The organism is Filimonas effusa (assembly GCF_004118675.1).
GTDB classification, from domain to species: Bacteria; Bacteroidota; Bacteroidia; order Chitinophagales; family Chitinophagaceae; genus Filimonas; species Filimonas effusa.
This window is the reverse complement of sequence record NZ_SDHZ01000005.1, coordinates 51,938-71,827: the sequence shown is the minus strand read 5'-3', so window position 1 is coordinate 71,827 and position 19,890 is coordinate 51,938. Positions and strand designations below refer to the sequence as shown.

At 44.4% G+C, this 19,890-nt stretch carries 17 protein-coding genes; 12 read left to right on the top strand and 5 right to left on the bottom strand.

The window, feature by feature from the left end; all coding sequences use genetic code 11:
- Positions 1-22 precede the first annotated feature (22 nt).
- From ESB13_RS21720 to ESB13_RS21710, 3 genes are all read left to right on the top strand, one after another.
- Complete coding sequence (locus tag ESB13_RS21720; protein ID WP_129005821.1) at positions 23-3,463, top strand: polysaccharide deacetylase family protein; 3,441 nt, start codon at positions 23-25, stop codon at positions 3,461-3,463.
- Between the two features lie 6 nt (positions 3,464-3,469).
- The gene (recO, locus tag ESB13_RS21715; RefSeq protein ID WP_129005819.1) at positions 3,470-4,207 is read left to right on the top strand and encodes a DNA repair protein RecO; all 738 of its coding nucleotides are present in this window, start codon (positions 3,470-3,472) and stop codon (positions 4,205-4,207) included.
- 261 nt (positions 4,208-4,468) lie between these two features.
- The gene (locus ESB13_RS21710) at positions 4,469-5,029 is read left to right on the top strand and encodes a hypothetical protein (RefSeq protein ID WP_129005817.1); all 561 of its coding nucleotides are present in this window, start codon (positions 4,469-4,471) and stop codon (positions 5,027-5,029) included.
- 106 nt (positions 5,030-5,135) lie between these two features.
- On the opposite strand, the gene dcp is transcribed toward ESB13_RS21710, so the two are convergent.
- Together dcp and ESB13_RS21700 are read right to left on the bottom strand one after the other, a co-directional pair.
- Entirely contained in the window at positions 5,136-7,274 is a 2,139-nt protein-coding gene (gene dcp / locus ESB13_RS21705; RefSeq protein WP_246022650.1) for a peptidyl-dipeptidase Dcp, read from the bottom strand.
- A gap of 29 nt (positions 7,275-7,303) precedes the next feature.
- Positions 7,304-7,843 (bottom strand): hypothetical protein, encoded by a 540-nt coding sequence (locus tag ESB13_RS21700; RefSeq protein ID WP_129005815.1) that lies wholly within the window; start codon positions 7,841-7,843, stop codon positions 7,304-7,306.
- Between the two features lie 255 nt (positions 7,844-8,098).
- On the opposite strand from ESB13_RS21700, the gene ESB13_RS21695 reads away from it, so the two are divergent.
- From ESB13_RS21695 to ESB13_RS21685, 3 genes are all read left to right on the top strand, one after another.
- Complete coding sequence (locus tag ESB13_RS21695) at positions 8,099-8,377, top strand: hypothetical protein (RefSeq protein WP_129005813.1); 279 nt, start codon at positions 8,099-8,101, stop codon at positions 8,375-8,377.
- An 18-nt stretch (positions 8,378-8,395) separates the two neighbouring features.
- A complete protein-coding gene (locus ESB13_RS21690; RefSeq protein ID WP_129005811.1) occupies positions 8,396-8,824 on the top strand; it encodes a secondary thiamine-phosphate synthase enzyme YjbQ in 429 nt (142 codons plus the stop codon).
- A gap of 68 nt (positions 8,825-8,892) precedes the next feature.
- Entirely contained in the window at positions 8,893-9,111 is a 219-nt protein-coding gene (locus tag ESB13_RS21685) for a YwbE family protein (RefSeq protein WP_129005809.1), read from the top strand.
- A 30-nt stretch (positions 9,112-9,141) separates the two neighbouring features.
- Here ESB13_RS21685 and ESB13_RS21680 read toward each other — a convergent pair whose 3' ends face one another.
- The gene (locus ESB13_RS21680; protein WP_129005808.1) at positions 9,142-9,333 is read right to left on the bottom strand and encodes a DUF3606 domain-containing protein; all 192 of its coding nucleotides are present in this window, start codon (positions 9,331-9,333) and stop codon (positions 9,142-9,144) included.
- 137 nt (positions 9,334-9,470) lie between these two features.
- On the opposite strand from ESB13_RS21680, the gene ESB13_RS21675 reads away from it, so the two are divergent.
- The 3 genes from ESB13_RS21675 to ESB13_RS21665 all read left to right on the top strand — a co-directional run bounded on the left by ESB13_RS21675 (position 9,471) and on the right by ESB13_RS21665 (position 13,435).
- A complete protein-coding gene (locus ESB13_RS21675) occupies positions 9,471-12,359 on the top strand; it encodes a DEAD/DEAH box helicase (protein WP_129005806.1) in 2,889 nt (962 codons plus the stop codon).
- 85 nt (positions 12,360-12,444) lie between these two features.
- Positions 12,445-12,852 (top strand): hypothetical protein, encoded by a 408-nt coding sequence (locus ESB13_RS21670; protein WP_129005804.1) that lies wholly within the window; start codon positions 12,445-12,447, stop codon positions 12,850-12,852.
- Positions 12,853-12,949: 97 nt separating this feature from the next.
- Positions 12,950-13,435, top strand: coding sequence for an outer membrane beta-barrel protein (locus ESB13_RS21665; RefSeq protein WP_129005802.1), 486 nt, complete (start codon positions 12,950-12,952; stop codon positions 13,433-13,435).
- An 82-nt stretch (positions 13,436-13,517) separates the two neighbouring features.
- Here the strand turns inward: ESB13_RS21665 and ESB13_RS21660 are convergent, their stop codons facing one another.
- Entirely contained in the window at positions 13,518-14,156 is a 639-nt protein-coding gene (locus ESB13_RS21660; protein WP_129005800.1) for a DsbA family protein, read from the bottom strand.
- Positions 14,157-14,378: 222 nt separating this feature from the next.
- Here ESB13_RS21660 and ESB13_RS21655 point away from each other — a divergent pair, with 222 nt between their 5' ends.
- Positions 14,379-15,035, top strand: coding sequence for a hypothetical protein (locus ESB13_RS21655; RefSeq protein WP_129005798.1), 657 nt, complete (start codon positions 14,379-14,381; stop codon positions 15,033-15,035).
- A gap of 12 nt (positions 15,036-15,047) precedes the next feature.
- Entirely contained in the window at positions 15,048-16,733 is a 1,686-nt protein-coding gene (locus ESB13_RS21650; protein ID WP_129005796.1) for a hypothetical protein, read from the top strand.
- A gap of 58 nt (positions 16,734-16,791) precedes the next feature.
- On the opposite strand, the gene ESB13_RS21645 is transcribed toward ESB13_RS21650, so the two are convergent.
- Positions 16,792-17,187 carry a YkvA family protein gene (locus ESB13_RS21645; RefSeq protein ID WP_129005794.1) on the bottom strand — a complete coding sequence of 132 codons (396 nt, stop codon included), beginning with the start codon at positions 17,185-17,187 and terminating at the stop codon, positions 16,792-16,794.
- A gap of 172 nt (positions 17,188-17,359) precedes the next feature.
- Between ESB13_RS21645 and ESB13_RS21640 the strand changes: the two genes are divergently transcribed.
- Complete coding sequence (locus ESB13_RS21640) at positions 17,360-19,885, top strand: DUF5686 and carboxypeptidase regulatory-like domain-containing protein (protein ID WP_129005793.1); 2,526 nt, start codon at positions 17,360-17,362, stop codon at positions 19,883-19,885.
- Positions 19,886-19,890 lie beyond the last annotated feature (5 nt).

The window sequence follows — 19,890 nt, the reverse complement described above, 5'->3', positions numbered from 1 at the left end:
AGCTTCGTAGCTTGCATTCCTCATGGAAAAGACTAAACCTTCTGCACAGATATTCCAGACGGCTAACCCGGGCCGCTGGCAACGATTTAAATGGACCGGCCGTATCTTTCTTTTCCTGCTGGTTCTGGCGGCGGGCATCACTTATTTTGCACTCCGCAATGTTTATATGCCTACGTTGCCGCAGTTGAAAGACCGGAGCGAGGCAATGAAAAAGGCGCTTCAAAACAACCAGGTGCTTTACCGGGAATCGAAGCTTGCGAAAGAATACCGCGGTTTCCGCAGTTATATCAAAAAGCAGTGGATGAAAGGCCATGGCTGCGGGCAGCATGGGCCGGTATTGAATCTCAGCAACAGCAATTTGTTTAGTGATAGCCTTGGTATAAGGGCCGCGTTCTATGTGGCCTGGGATGCGCAGTCTTATTTCTCTCTCAAGCGGAATATTTCTCATGTAAATCTTATCATTCCTGAATGGTTTTTTATTGATCCCAATGCCGATACGTTAACTACCAATATCGATGGGCGTGCGCTGGAGCTGGTAAAGAAGGCGGGGGTAAAGGTGATGCCGATGCTTACCAATTTTGCCGGCGACAAGTTCAGGGGCGATGTGCTGCATCGTATTTTTCATGATCCTGCGAAGCAAACCAGGCTGGTGAATGATATTGCGAAGGTGCTTTTAAAGAATAGCTTTCATGGTGTGAATATCGACTTCGAAGAACTGACGGAATCCAATAACGAGCCTTTGACGGCTTTCCTGCATGAACTGCACGATACACTTCAGCTGAAGAATCTGCTGGTGACGCAGGATGTGGCTTGTTTCAATGAAGATTATGATTATCCCAACCTGGCGAAGTATAACGACTACCTGTTCCTGATGGCGTATGATGAGTTCTCTGCTGAATCGCAGCCGGGGCCGGTGAGCAGCCAGAAGTGGATAGAGGCGGCTGTTACCCATATCACCCGGATGCTGCCGAGGGAAAAGGTGGTGTTGTGTATTGCGGGATATGGTTACGACTGGCGTGCGCATGAAAAAGGGCAGCCTGTTACTTACCAGGAAGCCTTAAGTGTAGCCCGGCGTTATGGAGCGGATATCAGGTTTGAGGGTGATTCGTATAACCTGCGGTACGATTACAAAGATGATGACAGTATTCCGCATACGGTTTTCTGTACCGATGCAGCCACCAATTTCAATACGTTACGTTTTGCTACCGAATACGGGCTGGCGGGCACTGCGCTATGGCGCCTGGGAAGTGAAGACAGCCGTCTCTGGGATTTTTATGATAAACCTATGAGCAAAGCGGCTTTGCGGTCGTTTGATTTTAATGAATTCAGCAAGGTGGAGAGCACGAATGATGTTGACTATATTGGTGAAGGCGAAGTGCTGGATGTGGTATCGAAGCCTGTTCCGGGACATATAACAGCAGAGGTTGATAAAGATGAAATGCTGATCAGCGATGAGCAATACGATTCTCTGCCTTCGATGTTCGTGGTGAAGAAATGGGGTAAGCCGGTGGGCAAGAAGCTGGTATTGACCTTTGATGATGGTCCCGACCCGGTTTATACGAGGCAGGTGCTTGATACGCTGGCGAAATATCATACGCCGGCGGCGTTTTTCCTGATAGGCATGGAAGCGGAGAATAATATTCCGCTTGTTCGCCGCATTTTCAGGGAAGGGCATGAGATAGGCAACCATACTTTCACGCATCCTAATATTGCGAAGATCAGCGCCCAGCGTGCTAACCTCGAAATGGATGCTACGCGTTTGATCATAGAATGTATTACGGGGCATAGCACTATACTTTTCCGTCCGCCTTTCAATGCCGACAGTGAGCCGGAGACGATGGAGGAAATGATTCCCGTTGCGTTAAGCCGTGACCGTAACTACCTGGCTATAGGCGAGAGTATTGATCCGGAAGACTGGCAGGCAACGGATGATCCATCGTATAACGCCGATACTGTTTTTAACCGGATAGTGCGTATACATGCGGCCAATGATGGTTCCGTTATCCTGTTGCATGATGCGGGCGGGCGGCGTGATGCTACTGTTGAGGCGTTGCCAAGGATCATCCAATATTTTAAAAGCCAGGGATATACGTTTACAACTATCGGCGATCTGTTGGGTAAAAAGAAAAATGAGCTGATGCCCCCGGTTCCCAAAGGCAGTGGTTACTATATTATCCAGGGTAACTTTTTTGTTGCCGAAGCAGGGTATTATGTCAGTCACCTGTTGTTTGTATTGTTCATTGCTTTTCTTATTCTCAGTACTATAAGAATGCTGATCATGGCAGTGCTGGCGGGTTTGCAGAAGAAGAAAGAAAAGAAGCTGTTTGCCTCTGCCCCTGCGGAAAATACAACAGGGGAATATCCGCTGGTATCTATTATTGTTCCGGCTTATAATGAAGAAGTGAATGTGGAGGCTTCGTTGAAGAACCTGCTGTTGTGCGATTATCCCAACTTCGAGGTAGTGTTTGTTGATGATGGCAGCAAGGATACTACGTTTGAAAAGGTGCAGCAGGCTTTTGGCACACATCCTAAGCTGCGGGCCTTTACAAAGATCAATGGTGGTAAAGCTTCGGCATTGAATTTTGGGATAGCACAGTCGAACGCCGGTTTCGTAGTATGTATCGATGCCGATACGCGGTTGCGGCCCGATGCGGTAGGGCTTATGATGCGTCATTTTCTGTTGCCCGGCGAAGGGCCTAAGGTAGGCGCCGTTGCCGGTACGGTGCGGGTTGGTAATACCGTAAATATGCTTACCAGGTGGCAGAGTATAGAATATACTACCAGTCAGAATTTTGACCGTAAGGCTTTTGCTTATGTGAATGCTATTACAGTGGTGCCGGGTGCTATAGGTGCATTCCGTAAAGATGCTCTTCAGGCTGTGGGTGGTTTTACAACCGATACACTGGCAGAAGACTGTGATCTTACTATAAGGTTGCTCAAAGGCGGATATGTTGTTGCCAATGAGTCGGAGGCGCTTGCGTTCACCGAAGTGCCCGAATCGCTGAAGCAGTTTATGAAGCAGCGTTTCCGCTGGAGCTTTGGGGTAATGCAAACATTCTGGAAGAACAGGGATGCTATTTTTAATTTCCGTTATGGATCGCTGGGATGGCTGGCTTTTCCCGACATGCTGTTGTTCAAGTATGTGATCCCTTTCTTTACACCGCTGGCCGATCTGCTGATGCTGATAGGTGTTTTCACCGGAAATGCTTCACGTATAGGAAAGTATTACCTGCTTTTTATGGTGGTAGATGCGGCTATTGCTTTATTTGCCTTTGCATTGGAAAAGCAGAAGCCATGGCAGCTGGTATGGCTTATTCCACAAAGGCTGATCTATCGCTGGCTGATGCTGGTGGTATTGTTCCGCTCGTTCCGCAGGGCGGTAAAGGGAGAGCTGCAATCGTGGGGTGTATTAAAGCGTACGGGTAATGTAACGGATACTAATATTCCGGGAAGCACCGTTTAACTATATATGACGCATTCAACAAAAGGTATTGTATTAAGGACTGTGAAGTATGGCGAAACCAGCGTCATAGCCACGGTATATACCGAGTTGTTTGGCATGCAGAGCTATATGGTTAAGGGGGTAAGACAAAGCACACGTAAATCGCAGGGCAAGGCTGGTTATTTTCAGCCTGGCGCGATATTGCACATGGAGGTATATCATAATGAGCTGAAGCATTTGCAGTTCATTAAGGAATATAGCTGGGCGTATTTGTATAACGAGGTGTTGTTTAATGTAGTAAAGAATGCTGTTGCCATGTACATCGTGGAGCTGCTGCAGCACAGCCTGCGGCAGCCTGAAGCCAGTCCCGAATTGTTTTACCTGATAGAAGATACGTTGAAGCAGCTTGACAGGGGAACGGGAGCGCTGGTGGGTAACCTGCCTGTTTATTTTACGTTACACCTGGGAAGTGAACTTGGTTTCAGGGTGCAGGGAAGTTTCAGCAGGCAAACCCCTATACTGGATTTGAAAGAAGGGTTGTTTGTAACGGAGCCGCCTCTGCATTCTTATTATGTGAGTGGTGAGCTGGCGCAATATGCTTCGCGTATCAACGATATACAATTCTATAATGATCTTGAAATGATAACGATGCCGCGGATGTTGCGGCGTGAGTTATTGGAGTCGTTGCAGCAATATGTAGAGTTGCATATTGCGGAGTTTACGCCGTTGCGTACGCTGGGGATATTACAGGAGATATTGGGTTAAATATGGAAGGATTTGGTTTGATAAAGAAGTTTAATTTGTAATTTAAACTGTCATTGTTCTTAAACCTTGACTAACTAGCCGGGAATTTTTCATGTATAAGTTTAGGTGTTGGATATTTTATTTGATTCTTACAGGTATCCTAATGGGCTGCAAATTCCAACAGGGGCTTTTTAAAAGCTGAAAGATATCTATTAGAAAGTAGAGGGTGGGTTTATAATCCTATAGCAGGAGTATCCTCCATTTCTATAAAAATAAAATAATATGGATTTTAATGAACTAGTTAAGCTTATTATAGAGCCTACATTGTTTCTTGCTGATTTTTCTGCCGGCAAAGAAATGAGAGGAAGCATAGAGTATGAGCATAGATTGCTTAAATTATCATTCTCATACGATTACAATTCCTCTTATGAAGTTGGTGTCTTCTTAATTTTCAAAGGAAATAATATCTTCTATGAATACAATCAGTTGAAGGTGCTTTATTGCAATAAGGATCTTGACTTAACTGCAATTCAATTGAAAGATGAAGATGCATTGAAAAGATGGCTTTTGAACGTAAACAAAATCCTTAACGAAAACCTGAATGAAGTTATCAATAATGCTGCTGAAGTGAGGAGGAAATTGGAGGAGATACGTCAACTTCAGGTTAATAGATTCCAACAAGAAAGGAAAATCAAAAGATTCAATGAAGCAGTAGAGAAATATTGGAGAGCTAAAGATTATTCTGGGCTTGTGAACTTCTTGAAAGATTACAATAAGCCAATTGAAGGAAGTGTAAAATTAAAATATGACTACGCACTGAAAATGTGCGATAACGGAGAATAAGGTTTGTAAACTTGTGCAATCATCTATTGAAAATATAGAATATTTCCTTCTATAGAAAAAGGGTTCGCTATTCATTTGGCGAACCCTTTTTCTTTCTTTAATACGCTTACAGCAATCCCCGCTGTTTCAGCAACGGTTTAATATCAGGGTCTTTACCTCTGAAGTTGCGGAACATGGTATTGTAATCTTCGGTATTGCCTTTTGATAAGATCATATCGCGGATACGCTGGCCGTTTTCTCTGGTAAGGCCGCCATGTTCTTCGAACCAGGCATAGGCGTCATTTTCAAGCATAGAGGTCCAGGTATAAGCATAGTAGCCTGCGGCATAGCCATTGCTCCAGATGTGGAGGAAGTAGCTGGAACGGTAACGGGGCGGCACCTGTGTTAAGTAAAGATTTGTTTTTTTAAGTGCTGTTGTTTCAAAGCTGTCTACATTTTGTTTGGCGCTGCCGGCAGGAATGGTATGCCATTGCATATCCAGTTCAGAGGCTGCGAGTATTTCTGTTAAAGCGTAGCCCTGGTTAAAGGTTGCTGCTTTTTTGATCTTGTCTTTCAGCGCCTGCGGCATTGCTGCGCCGGTTTTATAATGTACTGCGTAGTGATCAAATACCTTGGGGTCGGAAGCCCAGTGTTCGTTGAACTGTGAAGGAAATTCCACGTAATCGCGGGCTACACTTGTTCCGGAGAGGCTCACATATTTCTGGTTGGCGAAGAGTCCATGAAGGGCATGGCCAAATTCGTGGAACATGGTGGTAACGTCATCAAAGCTTATGAGTGCTGGCTGGCCGGCAGCGGGTTTTGTGAAGTTACATACGTTGTAGATCACAGGTTTGGTACCCATGAGGTGCGATTGTTCTACCAGATTGCTCATCCAGGCACCACCGTTCTTGTTGTCTCTTTTATAGAAGTCGCCATAGAACAAGCCTATCTGGCTGCCGTCATGGTCTATCACATCAAAGACCCTTACATCGGGATGGTATACGGGAAGGTCTTTTCTTTCTTTGAAGGTAAGGCCGTAAAGCAGTTCAGCTGCATAGAATACGCCGTTTTGAAGCACTTTATCCAGTTCGAAATAAGGTTTTATTTCTTCTTCATTAAGATCGTATTTGGCTTTACGTACTTTTTCGGCATAGAGGTTCCAGTCCTGTGCTTCCAGCTGGAAGCCACCGTTTTCTTTGTCTATTACAGACTGGATCTCTGCTGCTTCCTGGCGTGCTTTGGCGGTAGCGGCAGGCACCAGTTTACCGAGCATCTGGCTAACAGCCTGCGGGGTTTTTGCCATTTGGTCGCCAAGTTTCCAGGCAGCATAGTTGGGGAAGCCAAGCAGCTTGGCCTGGGTAGACCTTATTTCTGCAATACGGCTGATGGCTTCGCGCGTATCGTTGGTATCGCCACGTTCAGCACGATTCCAGGAGCGTTCATATAATTTTTTGCGGGTATCCCTGTTGGTGAGTGATTGCAGGGCGGGCTGTTGTGTAGTGTTCTGAAGCGGAAGCATCCATTTGCCCTGTTGTTTGGCATCAGTTGCATTTTGTGCGGCTGCATCTATTTCGTTTTGCGATAAGCCGGCAAGTTCTGCTTTATCATTTACTACGAGGCTGCCTGCTTTGGCGGCTGCCAGCAACTGGTTATTGAATTTGGCGCTTAAAGTAGCTTCTTCCTGGTTCAGTGCTTTCAGCTTGTCTTTGTCGGCTTCCGAAAGTTTGGCGCCGGCAAGTTCAAACTTCTGGTAGTAGTATTCCAGCAGGCGTTTGGATTCGGCATCGAGCTGCAGGGAATCGCGACGGGCGTATAAAGCCGATACTTTGCTGAACAATTTACTGTTCAGATAAATGGCATCCCTGTTGGCTGCGAGCTTGGGTGCCATTTCTTCCTGTACGGCCTGTAGCGTAGGATTGGTGTTGGCGCTGGTAAGCAGGTCGAACACATGGTTGGCGCGGCTTAACAGTTGCCCGCTTTTTTCCAGGGCTACTATGGTGTTTTCGAAATCGGGAGCGGCGGTATTGTCTGCAATCTTTTGCACCTCGGCCTGTTGCTCTTTAATGCCGGCTTCCATAGCGGGTTTAAAATCGCTATCCTTGATCTTTCCGAAATCCGGTACGCCAAAAGGCAGTTTACTGGGAGCATAAAATGGGTTGGAAGCGGTTAAGCTGTCGGAACCCGCTTTGGCGTTTTTGTTATTGCTGTCACACGATATCATCATACTTACTGAAGCTGTGAGGATGAATAATGGAATTTTTTTCACGTGTTTCTGTTTGAATATAAAAGAATGAATTAAGGCAGATATTGTTCTTTGATGGCCAGCACTGTTTCATTGGCGTCAAGCGTGAGGATGAACAGGCCGTTTTCAGCTCTTTGTTTCAGGTATTCAACGGCGGGGAGGCTGCCCTTGCCATTATCTGTTCTAACAGCGGTGAACTCGAATTCAGGCGCCAGTTTCAGCGTTCTTTGTTTCCCGTTTTCATTGAGAATATAATAGTCGTTGGGCAGTGACCAGGTGGTATCTCCGTTTTTAATGATGCGTTCCGCATCTCCGCGCTTTCTGGCGGCGGCGACTGCAGGTTTGCCCATCAGGAACTGAACATAGTCGGCATCGATATAGTAGCTGCCATTTTGCTCATATACTTTGTTTATATAGCAATACTGGCCGGTTTCGGGTTTGCTTTGTGGTTTTACTTCCACTTCTTTAACAACGGGTTGCAGCGTAGCGGCGCTGTCTTGTTCCGTTGCCTTGTTTTCGCGGGTGCTTTCCTGGCAACCTTCTGCCAGCAGCAATGTTGCCAATAGCAGGCCTGGTAAGGATCTTTTCATCATAACATCTTAAATAGCAAATGAATGTAGGAAATTAATCGATACCCTAAATGAAAAGCGGCCCCCGGTTAAAAGGACCGCTTTTTTATCGCGCCATAAAAATATATTCAACCTGCATTAACAGACAGGGCATTGTACTGAAGAGGCAACAAAGATGCATTGCAGGACGGCAATATGTTTACCAAATCAGGAAATGTTTGCAAAAGGCTGATTATGCTGCTGGTACAACTATTGCAGCGCTTCCTGTAAACGAAACTTATGCATGCAACACCACCTAATAATCATTTTGACGAGATCAGGAATACTTTGTCGAAAATTGCAAGGGCTTTACATCCGGAGGATAACGACCTGCCTACGATCATTTGTTCCTGGGGCGACAAATTAAGCGGGGCTGAAACCCTTGACGCCCTGAATTTATGGCTGCATGGATTCCTGGATGCTAAAAAAGAAATGGCGGGCGAAGCGGAAGAAATTAAACAGCTCGATAAACTGGAGCCCAATCCTCTTCCTGCGGATACCAGTGATGTATCGGGCTAAATTTGCAATAAAAAAAGAATGGAAATTTATCAGCAGGCCATATCATTAAAAGAGCGTAAAAGAGGATTTCATCTTATTACGAATGAGATAGTGCAGGCTTTGCCGGAGATAAGTAAATTAAAAGCAGGCATGTGCCAGGTATTTATACGGCATACTTCTGCATCGCTTACTATTAACGAGAATGCAGATCCCACGGTAAGGATGGATTTTGAAACTTATTTTACCAAGGCAGTTCCTGAAAATGATCCTGATTACCGGCATAACGATGAAGGGCCCGACGATATGCCTGCACATTTGAAAGCGGCTATGCTGGGAAGTTCAGTTACCATTCCTATTCATAATGGCAGGCTGGCGCTGGGTACCTGGCAGGGTATTTATTTGTGTGAGCACCGTAATTATGGAGGGGCCAGGAGCATTGTTATAACGGCATGGGGCAGCCCTAAATAAACAAATGGTACCCGCCTGTTAAACGGGTACCGGTATTCGGGGGGATGAAATAACTTAGTTTTGCTGCTATGAGTGGACGATATCGTAACGAAATATATCCTGGTCTCGAAGTAGCCATTATCCTGAAAAAGGATCAGCGATCCGGTAAATTAACCTATGGTGTTGTGAAAGATCTGCTTACTTCTGCACCTTTTCATTCCAGGGGTATTAAAGTACGGCTGGAGGATGGGCAGATAGGCAGAGTTGCACAAATAGGACTCCCGGGCGAAGCGGATGATGCCGATTGAACAAAAATGTAATACCTTATCTACAGGAAGCTATTTAATGAATTTCTTCATACGCAGCCATTCCTCTACCTTAGCCGCAGAGCCATCAGTTTCGCTTACAGCTATCTTGAGGTTAATAACAGATACTTCCAGTTTCTGGGTCCAATAAGCAATATCTGCTGCACGGTGAATATTAATACGGGTATCTTTTTGTACTGATCTAATAGTGGAGGCTTCAGTCATAGCAATCGATTTATAATACACAAGCAATTTAATGTTCTTGCTTTATATGTGCAATTAAAAACGGTGTTCTTTATAATGCTTTCGCTTATTTTGCTGTTCGTACCAATTGATTTTTAACATTTCAAAAAGCGGCCTTTTTGTTCCAGGTAACCCAGGATAAAATACACTATTTGCAGGAGCAGCTTTTAGCGCCTCAGGCACAGGCAGATATACCGCTGCCTGCCGGAATTGCACAAAAAATAGTGGTGCTCCGGCAGCATAAATATTACAGGCACCTGGTGGCAGAATTATATGAGGTTGCAACAACCCAATCGGGTAAACTTAAAAATCCGCTGCGGCTTCTTAATCCTTTGGATGAACTATGGAAAACGGAAAATGTGCAGTATGCCAAATTCTTCACGGCTATCAGCAGGTTTCAGAACCAGATCAAAGAAGGACGATCGGAAGCCGATATAGAGGCATTACGTGCATTGGTAAAAAATCCGGCCGGACTGCCATTTTACAGCCATAATGGAACTGTGTCGGAAAACGTGATCGTGGGTTCACTGCAGCCCGTTAAGATGGGCGAAATGATCCACCAGTTAAAGCTGATGGTAGAGCGCAGCGAAGGCTTTTATACTGTATATGCCCACCTGGTTATCAATGGCCGCGCGGTTGAGCTAAGCGGGCTTGTTACAAAATATGATTATTTTATCAGCAATGAAGAATGGTTATACCTGATTGCCGGGTTCCATTTATTAAAGCTGGTTGATTTCTTCAGGAAACACCAGTACCGTTTGATGATTGCAAAATCCGATTTTGCTTCTTTTCAGCAAAAGCTGCTGGCGCCACTGGAAGAAAAGATTCACATTAATTATTCTTTTGTAAAAGCGGGCACGCCGCAGCAGTTGAAGGAACAGGGTATTCGCGGGCAGGCTGAAAAAATGGTATTCCTTTCTGATGCTGAATTTCATGTAAACATTACCCCGGTAATGCGGTATGGGGATGTGGAAATAGAGGTGCGTTCCAAAAAGCAGATCTATTTGCAGGATAGCAAAGGCAATACTTTCCAGGTGAGGCGTAATGAAAGGGCAGAGGATGAATTTATTGGCATGCTGTTACAGCAGCATCCTGACTTTGCGGAACAGGTGGATAATGAGTTCACCTATTTCTATTTACCTAAAGCCGGGTTGTTGTCCGAAGAGTGGTTTCTGCCCGTATTCGACAGCTGGCGTGAAGCAGGTATACAGGTGTATGGCTTTAATGATATTAAGAACAACAGGCTTAACGCCCATAAAGTAAAGATACAAATTGTGGTCACCAGTGGCCAGAACTGGTTTAATACTTCCATGGATGTTCGCTTTGGCAAGAAAAAGGCAGCACTAAAGCAACTGCATAAAGCGGTTCGCAACAAGAGCCGCTATGTTGAGCTTGATGATGGCACCCTGGGAGTTTTGCCGGAAGAGTGGCTGGCTAAGCTGGATGAATACTTTAGCATTGGCGAAATCATTGACGATTTGCTGTCTACACCTAAAATAAACTTTGCATCCGTAAGCCAGGTGTATGAAGATGCGATGCTGGATGAAACGGTGAAGGAGGAGCTTGCTCACTATGAGCGCGAGTTCAGTTCTCCCGATGCTATCCGTGAAATACCTGTTCCCCACGAGTTGCAGGCTACATTGCGGCATTATCAATGGCAGGGGCTTAACTGGCTCAACTTTCTCGACGAGTTTAGTTTTGGTGGATGTTTGTCTGATGATATGGGATTGGGCAAGTCGGTACAGATCATAGCTTTTATTTTATCGCAGCGGCATAAGGTCGCTACCAATAATAACCTTATTGTTGCGCCTACTTCTTTGCTGTTTAACTGGCGCGATGAAATAGAAAAATGGGCGCCGTCTATCAGAGTTTATACACACCATGGTACTTCACGGACTACGGATGAGCGTGTCTTTCACGACTATGAAGTAGTGCTTACCTCGTATGGTATGTTATTATCGGATAATGCGATGTTTCGCCGTTTCCGGTTTAATTATGTTTTTGCCGACGAATCGCAGAATATCAAGAATACCAATTCCCAGCGTTATAAAGCAATGCGCCTGTTACAAAGCCGGAACAGGGTTGTTATAACGGGAACGCCGGTTGAGAATAACACCTTTGACTTGTACGGCCAGTTGTCGTTTGCATGCCCTGGTTTGCTGGGGAGTAAACAGTTTTTCAGGGATGTTTATGCAATACCTATCGACAGATTTAAGGACAGCCGCCGGGCTAAAGAACTACAACAGAAGATACATCCCTTCATTTTAAGAAGAACAAAGCAGCAGGTTGCTACCGAGCTGCCTGATAAAACAGAGATGCTGCTGTATTGTCCTATGGGTGAAGAACAGCGGAAAGCATATGATGCTTATGAGAAAGAGTTGCGTGATTATCTGGAAGGAGAACGTAACGAGGAGCAGCATGTTACTACAATGCATGTGCTGAAAGGGATCACCAGGTTAAGGCAGATCTGTGATGCGCCGGCTTTGCTGGGCGAGGATGCGGTTCATGGAAATGCTTCCGTTAAAATGGAGATGCTGATGGAGCAACTGATGGAAAAAACGGTGAACCATAAAGTACTGGTGTTTTCACAGTTTGTGTCTATGCTTTCGCTCATTGAAAAGGAATTGGGAAAGCGTCATCTTAAGTATGCATTATTAACAGGAAGCACGCTTAACAGGGAAGCTGTGGTAAATGATTTTAAAAATAAGGAAGATACGCGTGTTTTCCTGCTAAGCCTGAAGGCAGGAGGTACGGGGCTTAATCTTACCGAGGCCGACTATGTATATCTTGTAGATCCGTGGTGGAACCCTGCTGTTGAAAACCAGGCGATAGATCGTTGCTATAGAATAGGACAACAGAAAAATGTAGTGGCAGTACGCCTGATCTGTCCCGATACTGTAGAAGAAAAAATGATGAAATTACAGGCTGCCAAAAAAGAACTTGTACAGGATCTTATTCAGTCCGATGTGGTGGCCTTACTGCAAATGGCGCTTGGCATCTCTCATTGATGCCATAAAAATAATTTATAAAAGACTTTACTCTTTTTTATTTATTTTTATAATATGATGTTATTGCCATTAATTTAAACTACCTGTGGACCGACTACAACACTACATCAATTCCGGTGTCATTGAACAATATGTGCTGGGCCTGCTGAACGACAATCAAAAACAGGAATTCGAGGAACTGCTGTTGCGTTCTCCCGGTTTCAGGGAGGAGGTGCTTATGGCGCAGCTGCTTTTACCTCCGGGTGCTACCGAATGGGAGATACCTCCGCCCATAAGTTTTGAGGAACTGAATTACAAAAATGAAACAAATGAGTTGATCAGGCGCAGGAATGCCAGACACCGCCGGGAAACAGATGCAGAACAATTCATTCCTGTAAATGAAAGATCATCGAAGTATATAGAGGAAGACAAAGGCATTATATGGCTTGCTATTATTTGTGTGGTAGTGATGCTGCTTGGTGCGGGAGCTGTTATCTGGTTTTTACGGCAATGATTTTCAACTGTTTGTATCAACTGGCATCATTTGTGCATATAGCCGTTGCAAAGCCCTGTGTGAGCATCACGGGTTATTTGTAACCAAAAATAAACAAATGAAAAAACATTCGATCAAACTGTTAGCTGCTATTGCGTGTGTGTTTGCAATGGCATTATCGGCAAAAGCGCAAAGCCCCTGGCGCTTGGGCATTGGTGTTAATGTTGGTTCGGGACTTGAAGATCCCAAGCCTTTTGTATTAGGTGGCGACCTTCGTCTTCAGAAAGGTTTAGGAAACAGTGTTAGTGCTATTGTCACTACAGGTTATACGCATTTCTTTAAGAAGGATTTTGTATCCTCTGTAGGTATTATTCCGTTAAAAGCGGGTGTTAAAGTTTTCCCTACTCAAAATTTCTATGTTAACCTGGAAGCGGGTGCCGGTTTTGGTACCAACGACGGGTTTGGTACATCCTTCGTATACTCGCCCGCTGTGGGTGTTGCCTTCCAGAATGGCTGGGATTTTAGTGTGAAATACGAAGAATTTACAAAGTATGATTATACCAAGCAGGTAGCCTTACGTGTGGCGTATGGCTTCAGCTTATAGACGATTTCGATATACCCATTAAATTCAAAGAGGTTGTACTGTTGGTACAACCTCTGTTTTTATAAAAACAAAATACTATTATTTAAGATGCCAGCGCAGCTTTCAACCTGCTTTCCAGCGTTTCGTAATCGGTATAGCCCTTTGCCAGCAGTTGAAATTTGCTTTCTGTAACCTGGAGCAATACACATGGAAAGCCATTTACCTGCAGCTGTTTCACGAGTGAAAACTCATAGGCCGCCCTGTCTTTATACTCCTCGCTGGCCAGCCGGCTGTAGAAGAGCTCTTTATTGATGGAGTATTTCTCCAGCAGGTGTTCATAAGCTGCATCATCTGTAAGGTCGCGTCCTTCGTAATGTAATGCATACTGAAGGTCGGCAGCGAATTCTACCTGTCTTTCGGGATAAAACTCCTTGAAAATACAGAGTGCGATCGCTGGTTTTTCTGAATGGGGAAACCAATCGCTTTCTTCCGCGTTATTGATATGCCAGAGGTAATCGCTGCCAAATCGGATACCGGTATATTCTTCCACAGTTTTATAGGCTTTCTGGATGTATCCTGCCGTAGCTGCAATAGGAACCGGTTTTTCAGGCAGTATCATGCCACCCGACAGCACTTCGGTCTGCAGGTCGGGAAAGTTTTCAGTGATCTTTTTAATTACAGGACTAAACCCATAACACCAGCCGCAATAGGCATCGTAACAATAAAAAAGGATCGGTTTCATGATGCAAATTTAGCAAAGAGCAGCCGGATTATTACATCCGTTGCATTTCCCCTGTCCGGGTGAATGCTTTTACCTATATACATGGGCATACCTATGTGTAAGTAGTTGAAAAAAACTTTAAAGTAAAATTTGCTGAATTGCAATAAGGCGCTATACATTTGCGCCATAACAGACTACTTTACTATCGGCAGCTGGCTGCTGCCCATCCTTAAACTCTGAAGCATGAAATCCGTACGCACGCTGTTGCTGGCTATTGGCTTAGCAACTTCCGTATGCTCTTACGCCCAGTTAGAAGGCGATAAAAGCATTAACCTGCACCTGGGAAGCCAGGGAGCAGGTGTAGAACTGAAGTATAACTTCTACAAAAAACTATCGGCAAGACTGGGAACCAGCATTATTCCTGTAGAAGTAAAGAATGTTATCAATCTTGATAACTTCGATACTGACGACCGTTTTGCCGCAAAATTCACCAATATTCACCTCTTACTCGATTACCCGCTTATTGGCCAGGGTTTTCGTTTTGTTGCCGGTGGCGCTTATTTCCTGAAAGCAAAGGGGACCATTGAGCGTACAGCAAAAGAAGAAGCAGGCTTTGGCGATATTACCTATTCGCCTGAGCAACTGGGTACACTTACAGCAGATGTTGACTGGAAGGGCTTTGCTCCTTATGGTGGCTTTGCTTTTTTCAGAGCTTTCCCCAGGCACCGGTTTAATATTACGCTCGACATGGGTACCTATTACCTTGTAGCACCCAAAACCAGGTTTACTTCAACAGGTATGCTTACCGTTGACGATAAAAGTCAGCAGCAGTTTCAATCTAATATGAGCGAATACAGATGGTTGCCTGTTCTTCAGCTCAATTTCAACTTCAAACTCTAATTATCTGTTTTCATGAATACAAGAAATTCGTTATTTAATCTTGCTGTTGTATGTCTTCTTTTCAGCTGTTGTTTACTGCAGGCCTGTAAGAAGCCAAGTGAGGGAGTAGAGGTAACAGTGAACACCGATATCTATACCAGCCCAATGTTATTTCATTTTGCAAATGCCAGCAGCACCGCTACAACGCAGCCTGCCGACTTTGAGGTAACGGTAACCGGGCAAAATGCGACATCTGTTGTAACGCCTGAAGGTGGAAAAACATTTAAAACAAAAGGTGGTGTGCTGGCGCTGATGCTTGAAAAAACAGCAGCTCCATCTGCGGAACATCCGGTTAATTTTTCACTGGTGGCGAATGTAGAGGGTTTTACTCCTGTAGTACAAAATGTAACTATCATCTCCGATTCTGTTTATACGAAAGAAGTACGCCTGGTAGAGTATGCAAAACCTGCAGATGGTACTTCTGCAAGAGTACAACAGGCTACGCTTTTGTCCGGATCGCTTGTAACAGCTGCAACTATTGCTACATCCACTACAGCTTCTACAACTGAAATGGCGTCTATTGCATTACCGGCGGGAACTAAATTTTTTGCTGAGAACGGCACACAGATCACATCTGGTAATCTGGATGCCAAAGTGGTTTATTATGGTACCGGCACACAGGCGTCATTGGACGCCTTCCCCGGTGGTTTTAATGCGAATAATATCCTTGGCGAGAATGGACAGTCTATCCCGGGTGGCGTAACCTTCGTTACTGCCGGCTTTCTGGCTGTTAACATGAAAGTAGGGAATACTGTAGTGAAAAGCTTTTCACAGCCTTTGCAGGTAACTATGCAAATCAGCAGTACGCTTGTTAACCCTAATACGGGCGTTGTGGTGAAGGCCGGCGATATTATTCCTATCTGGAGCCTGGACGAGAAAACAGGACAATGGAAGTTTGAAACAAACGGAACAATCAGCACCAGCGGCGGCAAGCTTCTAATGACCTACAACATGGCGCACCTCTCCTATTGGAATATCGACTGGCCTTATTATATGAATGGCACCAGTTCTTGTTACAAGAGTTCTTCCGCTCCTGTAAAAGTTACCGTTAAGGCCGGGGTGAATTCTTTTTATGGAAAGATATACCTTGCTACAGCAAGCGGACAGCCGCTTACCACTTATGCCGGCGGTATGGCTACTATTTATAATAACGGAGTTTACAATTTCTACGGAAGCACACCCAATATGACCGGGGTAAAAGTAATAGTAGCTGATCAGTTTGGCGTTAAACTGGCTGAGTCTGCTGCATTCAATCCTTGTAGTACAGGAGAGCTCACCGTTACTGTTCCTTCGTCTGTAACGTTTCCTAAATTAACAACGGTGGATCTGAAGATAAATGCACGTTGTTCCAATAAGAATATTGTAGCTAATGTTACCAATGCTGCGTCTCTTTATTTATGGAACGGAACGGCCTATACCTATTACAAAACCGTTTATGTGTATAATGGTGTTGCGAAATTTAACCTGCTAAACGACCAGCGATACAGGATAGACACTTACTATGGCTCAAAAAGTTATTCTGCTGTTATGGATTTCAAATCTGCGAATTTCAATTTCACAGGCGCAACTACCAACGCAAGCCTGACAGGTGTAGCCACTTATAACAGCGGCACAAATATTTATAGAGCTACTGCTGATATTGCAGTGAACTGTAACTAAGCATTGCCTGCCAGTACTACAAAGGCCGCGTTAATTTTAACGTGGCCTTTGTAGTACTTTACCAGCTGTCCATTACATAACCTGTGATCTTCCAGGCGAGAATGAAAATGCCTGTCATAGCCAGGAGTATTACAATAAGGAAGATTATAAATAGCCGGGTTATTCTTCTTTTTTGCCGGCGGGCCTGTAAAGCGCCGGCTTCTCTTATGTGGCCTGGTAGTAGCCTGAAGGAGGCGTTCATAAGGAAAGGGACAATTAACAGGTCGTCGATGTAGCCGAAAAAAGGAATAACATCGGGTATCGCATCTACCGGACTTACCAGGTACAAAAGAGTAATGCCTATCAGCAGTTTGGGAAGAACCGGGGTGTCCCTTTGCTGAACAGCGTAAAATAATATCAGCGATTCCTGTTTGAATATCCGCCACCGGCGCCCGATAATTCCACCTACTCCCATAGGTTTTTTAATATACCTGTATCAAAGATCGTTCCCACTCCTACCAGCGAGCGGGCGGGGATATTTCTATTAATTGATTGATTATCACCTCAGACCCCGTTGTCTTTTTTTTCCCGTTTTCCGCAAGTCATTTTGCGGGAAAAAAATAATGGCCTGCATTTATTTTTAGTGAATGAAAAACTACGCCCAACTTTTACTGCTTTTATTTTTGAGTGTAAGCGCCAATGCTGCTATCCTGACTGGTGTTGTAACCAATGAGAAAGGAGAGCCCCTTTCTTATGCTTCCATTCTTATTAAAGGAACTACCAGGGGTACCACCGCCAATATGCAGGGTGCTTATACGCTCACGATAGAGCCGGGTATTAACACCATAGTTTGTCAGTATGTTGGATACGAACGGCAGGAAAAGAAGGTCTCTGTTTCAAAAGAACCATTAACGCTGAACTTCAGTCTCCTGCCTTTGCAGGATAATATAGGTGAAGTTGTTGTGAAAGCAGGCGGTGAAGATCCGGCTTATGCAATTATCAGGAATGCGATCAAGATGCGTCCTTCCTATGTTGAACCGCTGGATTCATTTACCAGTGAAGCTTATATCAAAATGCTGATAAAGTTGCGAAAAACGCCGGATAAATTTATGGGACAAAAAATAGATGAAAAAACGCGCAAAGAAATGGGGTTGGATTCGGCAGGTAAAGGCGTCGTTTATTTGTCGGAATCACTTACCAGGCTGGCGATGAAAAAGCCGGGTAAGGCAAAGCTCGAAGTATTATCCGGTAGGGAAAGCGGCAGCAACGGTTATGGTTTTAATTTTCCTTCAGTGATCAACTTTTACGAGAACAATGTGAATGTGATGTCTACAGGTTCAATGTCCCGCGGATTTGTATCTCCTGTTGCCGACGATGCATTACACTATTACAAGTACAAATACAGCGGTTCTTTTTATGAAGATGGCAAGGAGATAAGCAGGATTAAAGTTATGCCTAAACGGAAATATGAACCTTTATTTTCGGGCATCATCAATATTACAGAAGGTGATTGGCGCATTCATAGCCTGGAGCTGTTACTTACCAAAGAATCGCAGCTTACCTTGATAGACTCTATGCTGATCAAGCAAATTCAGATGCCGCTATCGTCTGACATATGGCAGGTGAAAGATCAGGTAATTAGCTTTTCGCTTAATATTCTCGGCGTTGAAATGGCGGGAAGTGCTTTAAATGTTTTTAGTAAATATGATACACTGCCTCAATTTGGAGAGAAATATTTTAACAGGGTGGTTATAAGCTATGATACCGGTGTAAACAAGAAGCCCAAACATTATTGGGATAGCATGCGGCCTGTTCAACTGGAACCTGAAGAGCTCAAAGACTATGCTTTTAAAGATAGCATACATGAATTACATTCCGACCCTGCCTGGGTAAAAGCAAACAAGGACTCCATCCGAAAGGCTGAGGCCAGCTTAAACTTCTCTAATGTGTTTGTAAACGGAATTGAAGTATCCGATTATCATCCGGAGCATCCGTGGAGTTTTAGCTGGGAGCCGTTGGGTTCAATGGTAGAATATAATGCTGTAGAGGGCTATGCTGTAAAAATGAAGGCGAAGTTTCAGCAGAAATGGGGAAGAACACGCCGCCAGTTAAGCTTTATTCCTAACCTGCGTTATGGGACCAGTAACACACATTTTTATGCAGCTGGTAGTTTTGTGTTCTCAGGAATAGCCCGGAATGAAGAAGGCGAGTGGGTAGAAAAGCGTAGTAGCTGGCAATTAAGCGGGGGGAAAAGAGTTACACAGTTTAATCGTAATGAACCAATTACTCCTTTCTTTAACTCAGTTTATACCCTGCTGGAACACCGTGCTTATATGAAGATTTATGAAAACTATTTCGGTGAGCTCCGTTATAGTAAGCGATGGGATAATAGCATGCGTTTCAATGTGGCTGTATTGTATGAAGACCGTCTTCCTTTGGAGAATACATCCAACTATTCTTTCTTTAAAAAGAACCGTGAATTTACCCCCAACTATCCTTACGAACAGTTGAGCAGCCAGTTTTCGCGGCATCAGGCAGTGAGCTTTGATATAGAATGGCAATACCAGCCAGGACAGTATTATATACAAATGCCGGACAGGAAAATAGCATTTGGATCTGACTGGCCTGTTTTTGAAGTTGCTTATACAAAGGGTGTGAAAGATATAGCGGGTAGTGATGTAGACTTCGATAAGTGGCGCGTTTCAATATGGGACAATATCGACTTGAAATTAAAAGGTGAGTTGAGTTATGGAGTGAATGCAGGTGGCTTCCTTAACAGCAAGCGGGTGCCCATACAGGACTACCAGCATTTCAATGGCAACCAGTTGATCTTCGCAGGCCGTTACCTCAACAGCTTTCAGTTGGCGCCTTATTATGCCAACAGCACCACGGCATCGCTGTATGGCGCCGGCCATGTGGAATATCATTTAAAAGGAATGCTTACTAATAAAATTCCGTTGTTTAAACGGTTGAACTGGTTCCTTGTAATTGGTTCCAATACATTTTACGTAAACAGCAACAACAACTATGTAGAAGCATTTGCCGGCCTTGAAAATATTCTTGGATTTTTCCGGGTTGACTTTATTGCGTCGTATCTCAATGGTAATAAGAGTTCTACGGGTATCAGGATAGGATCGCCCTTGTTCTCCGGACCACGTTTCGGCAGAAACTAATTTTT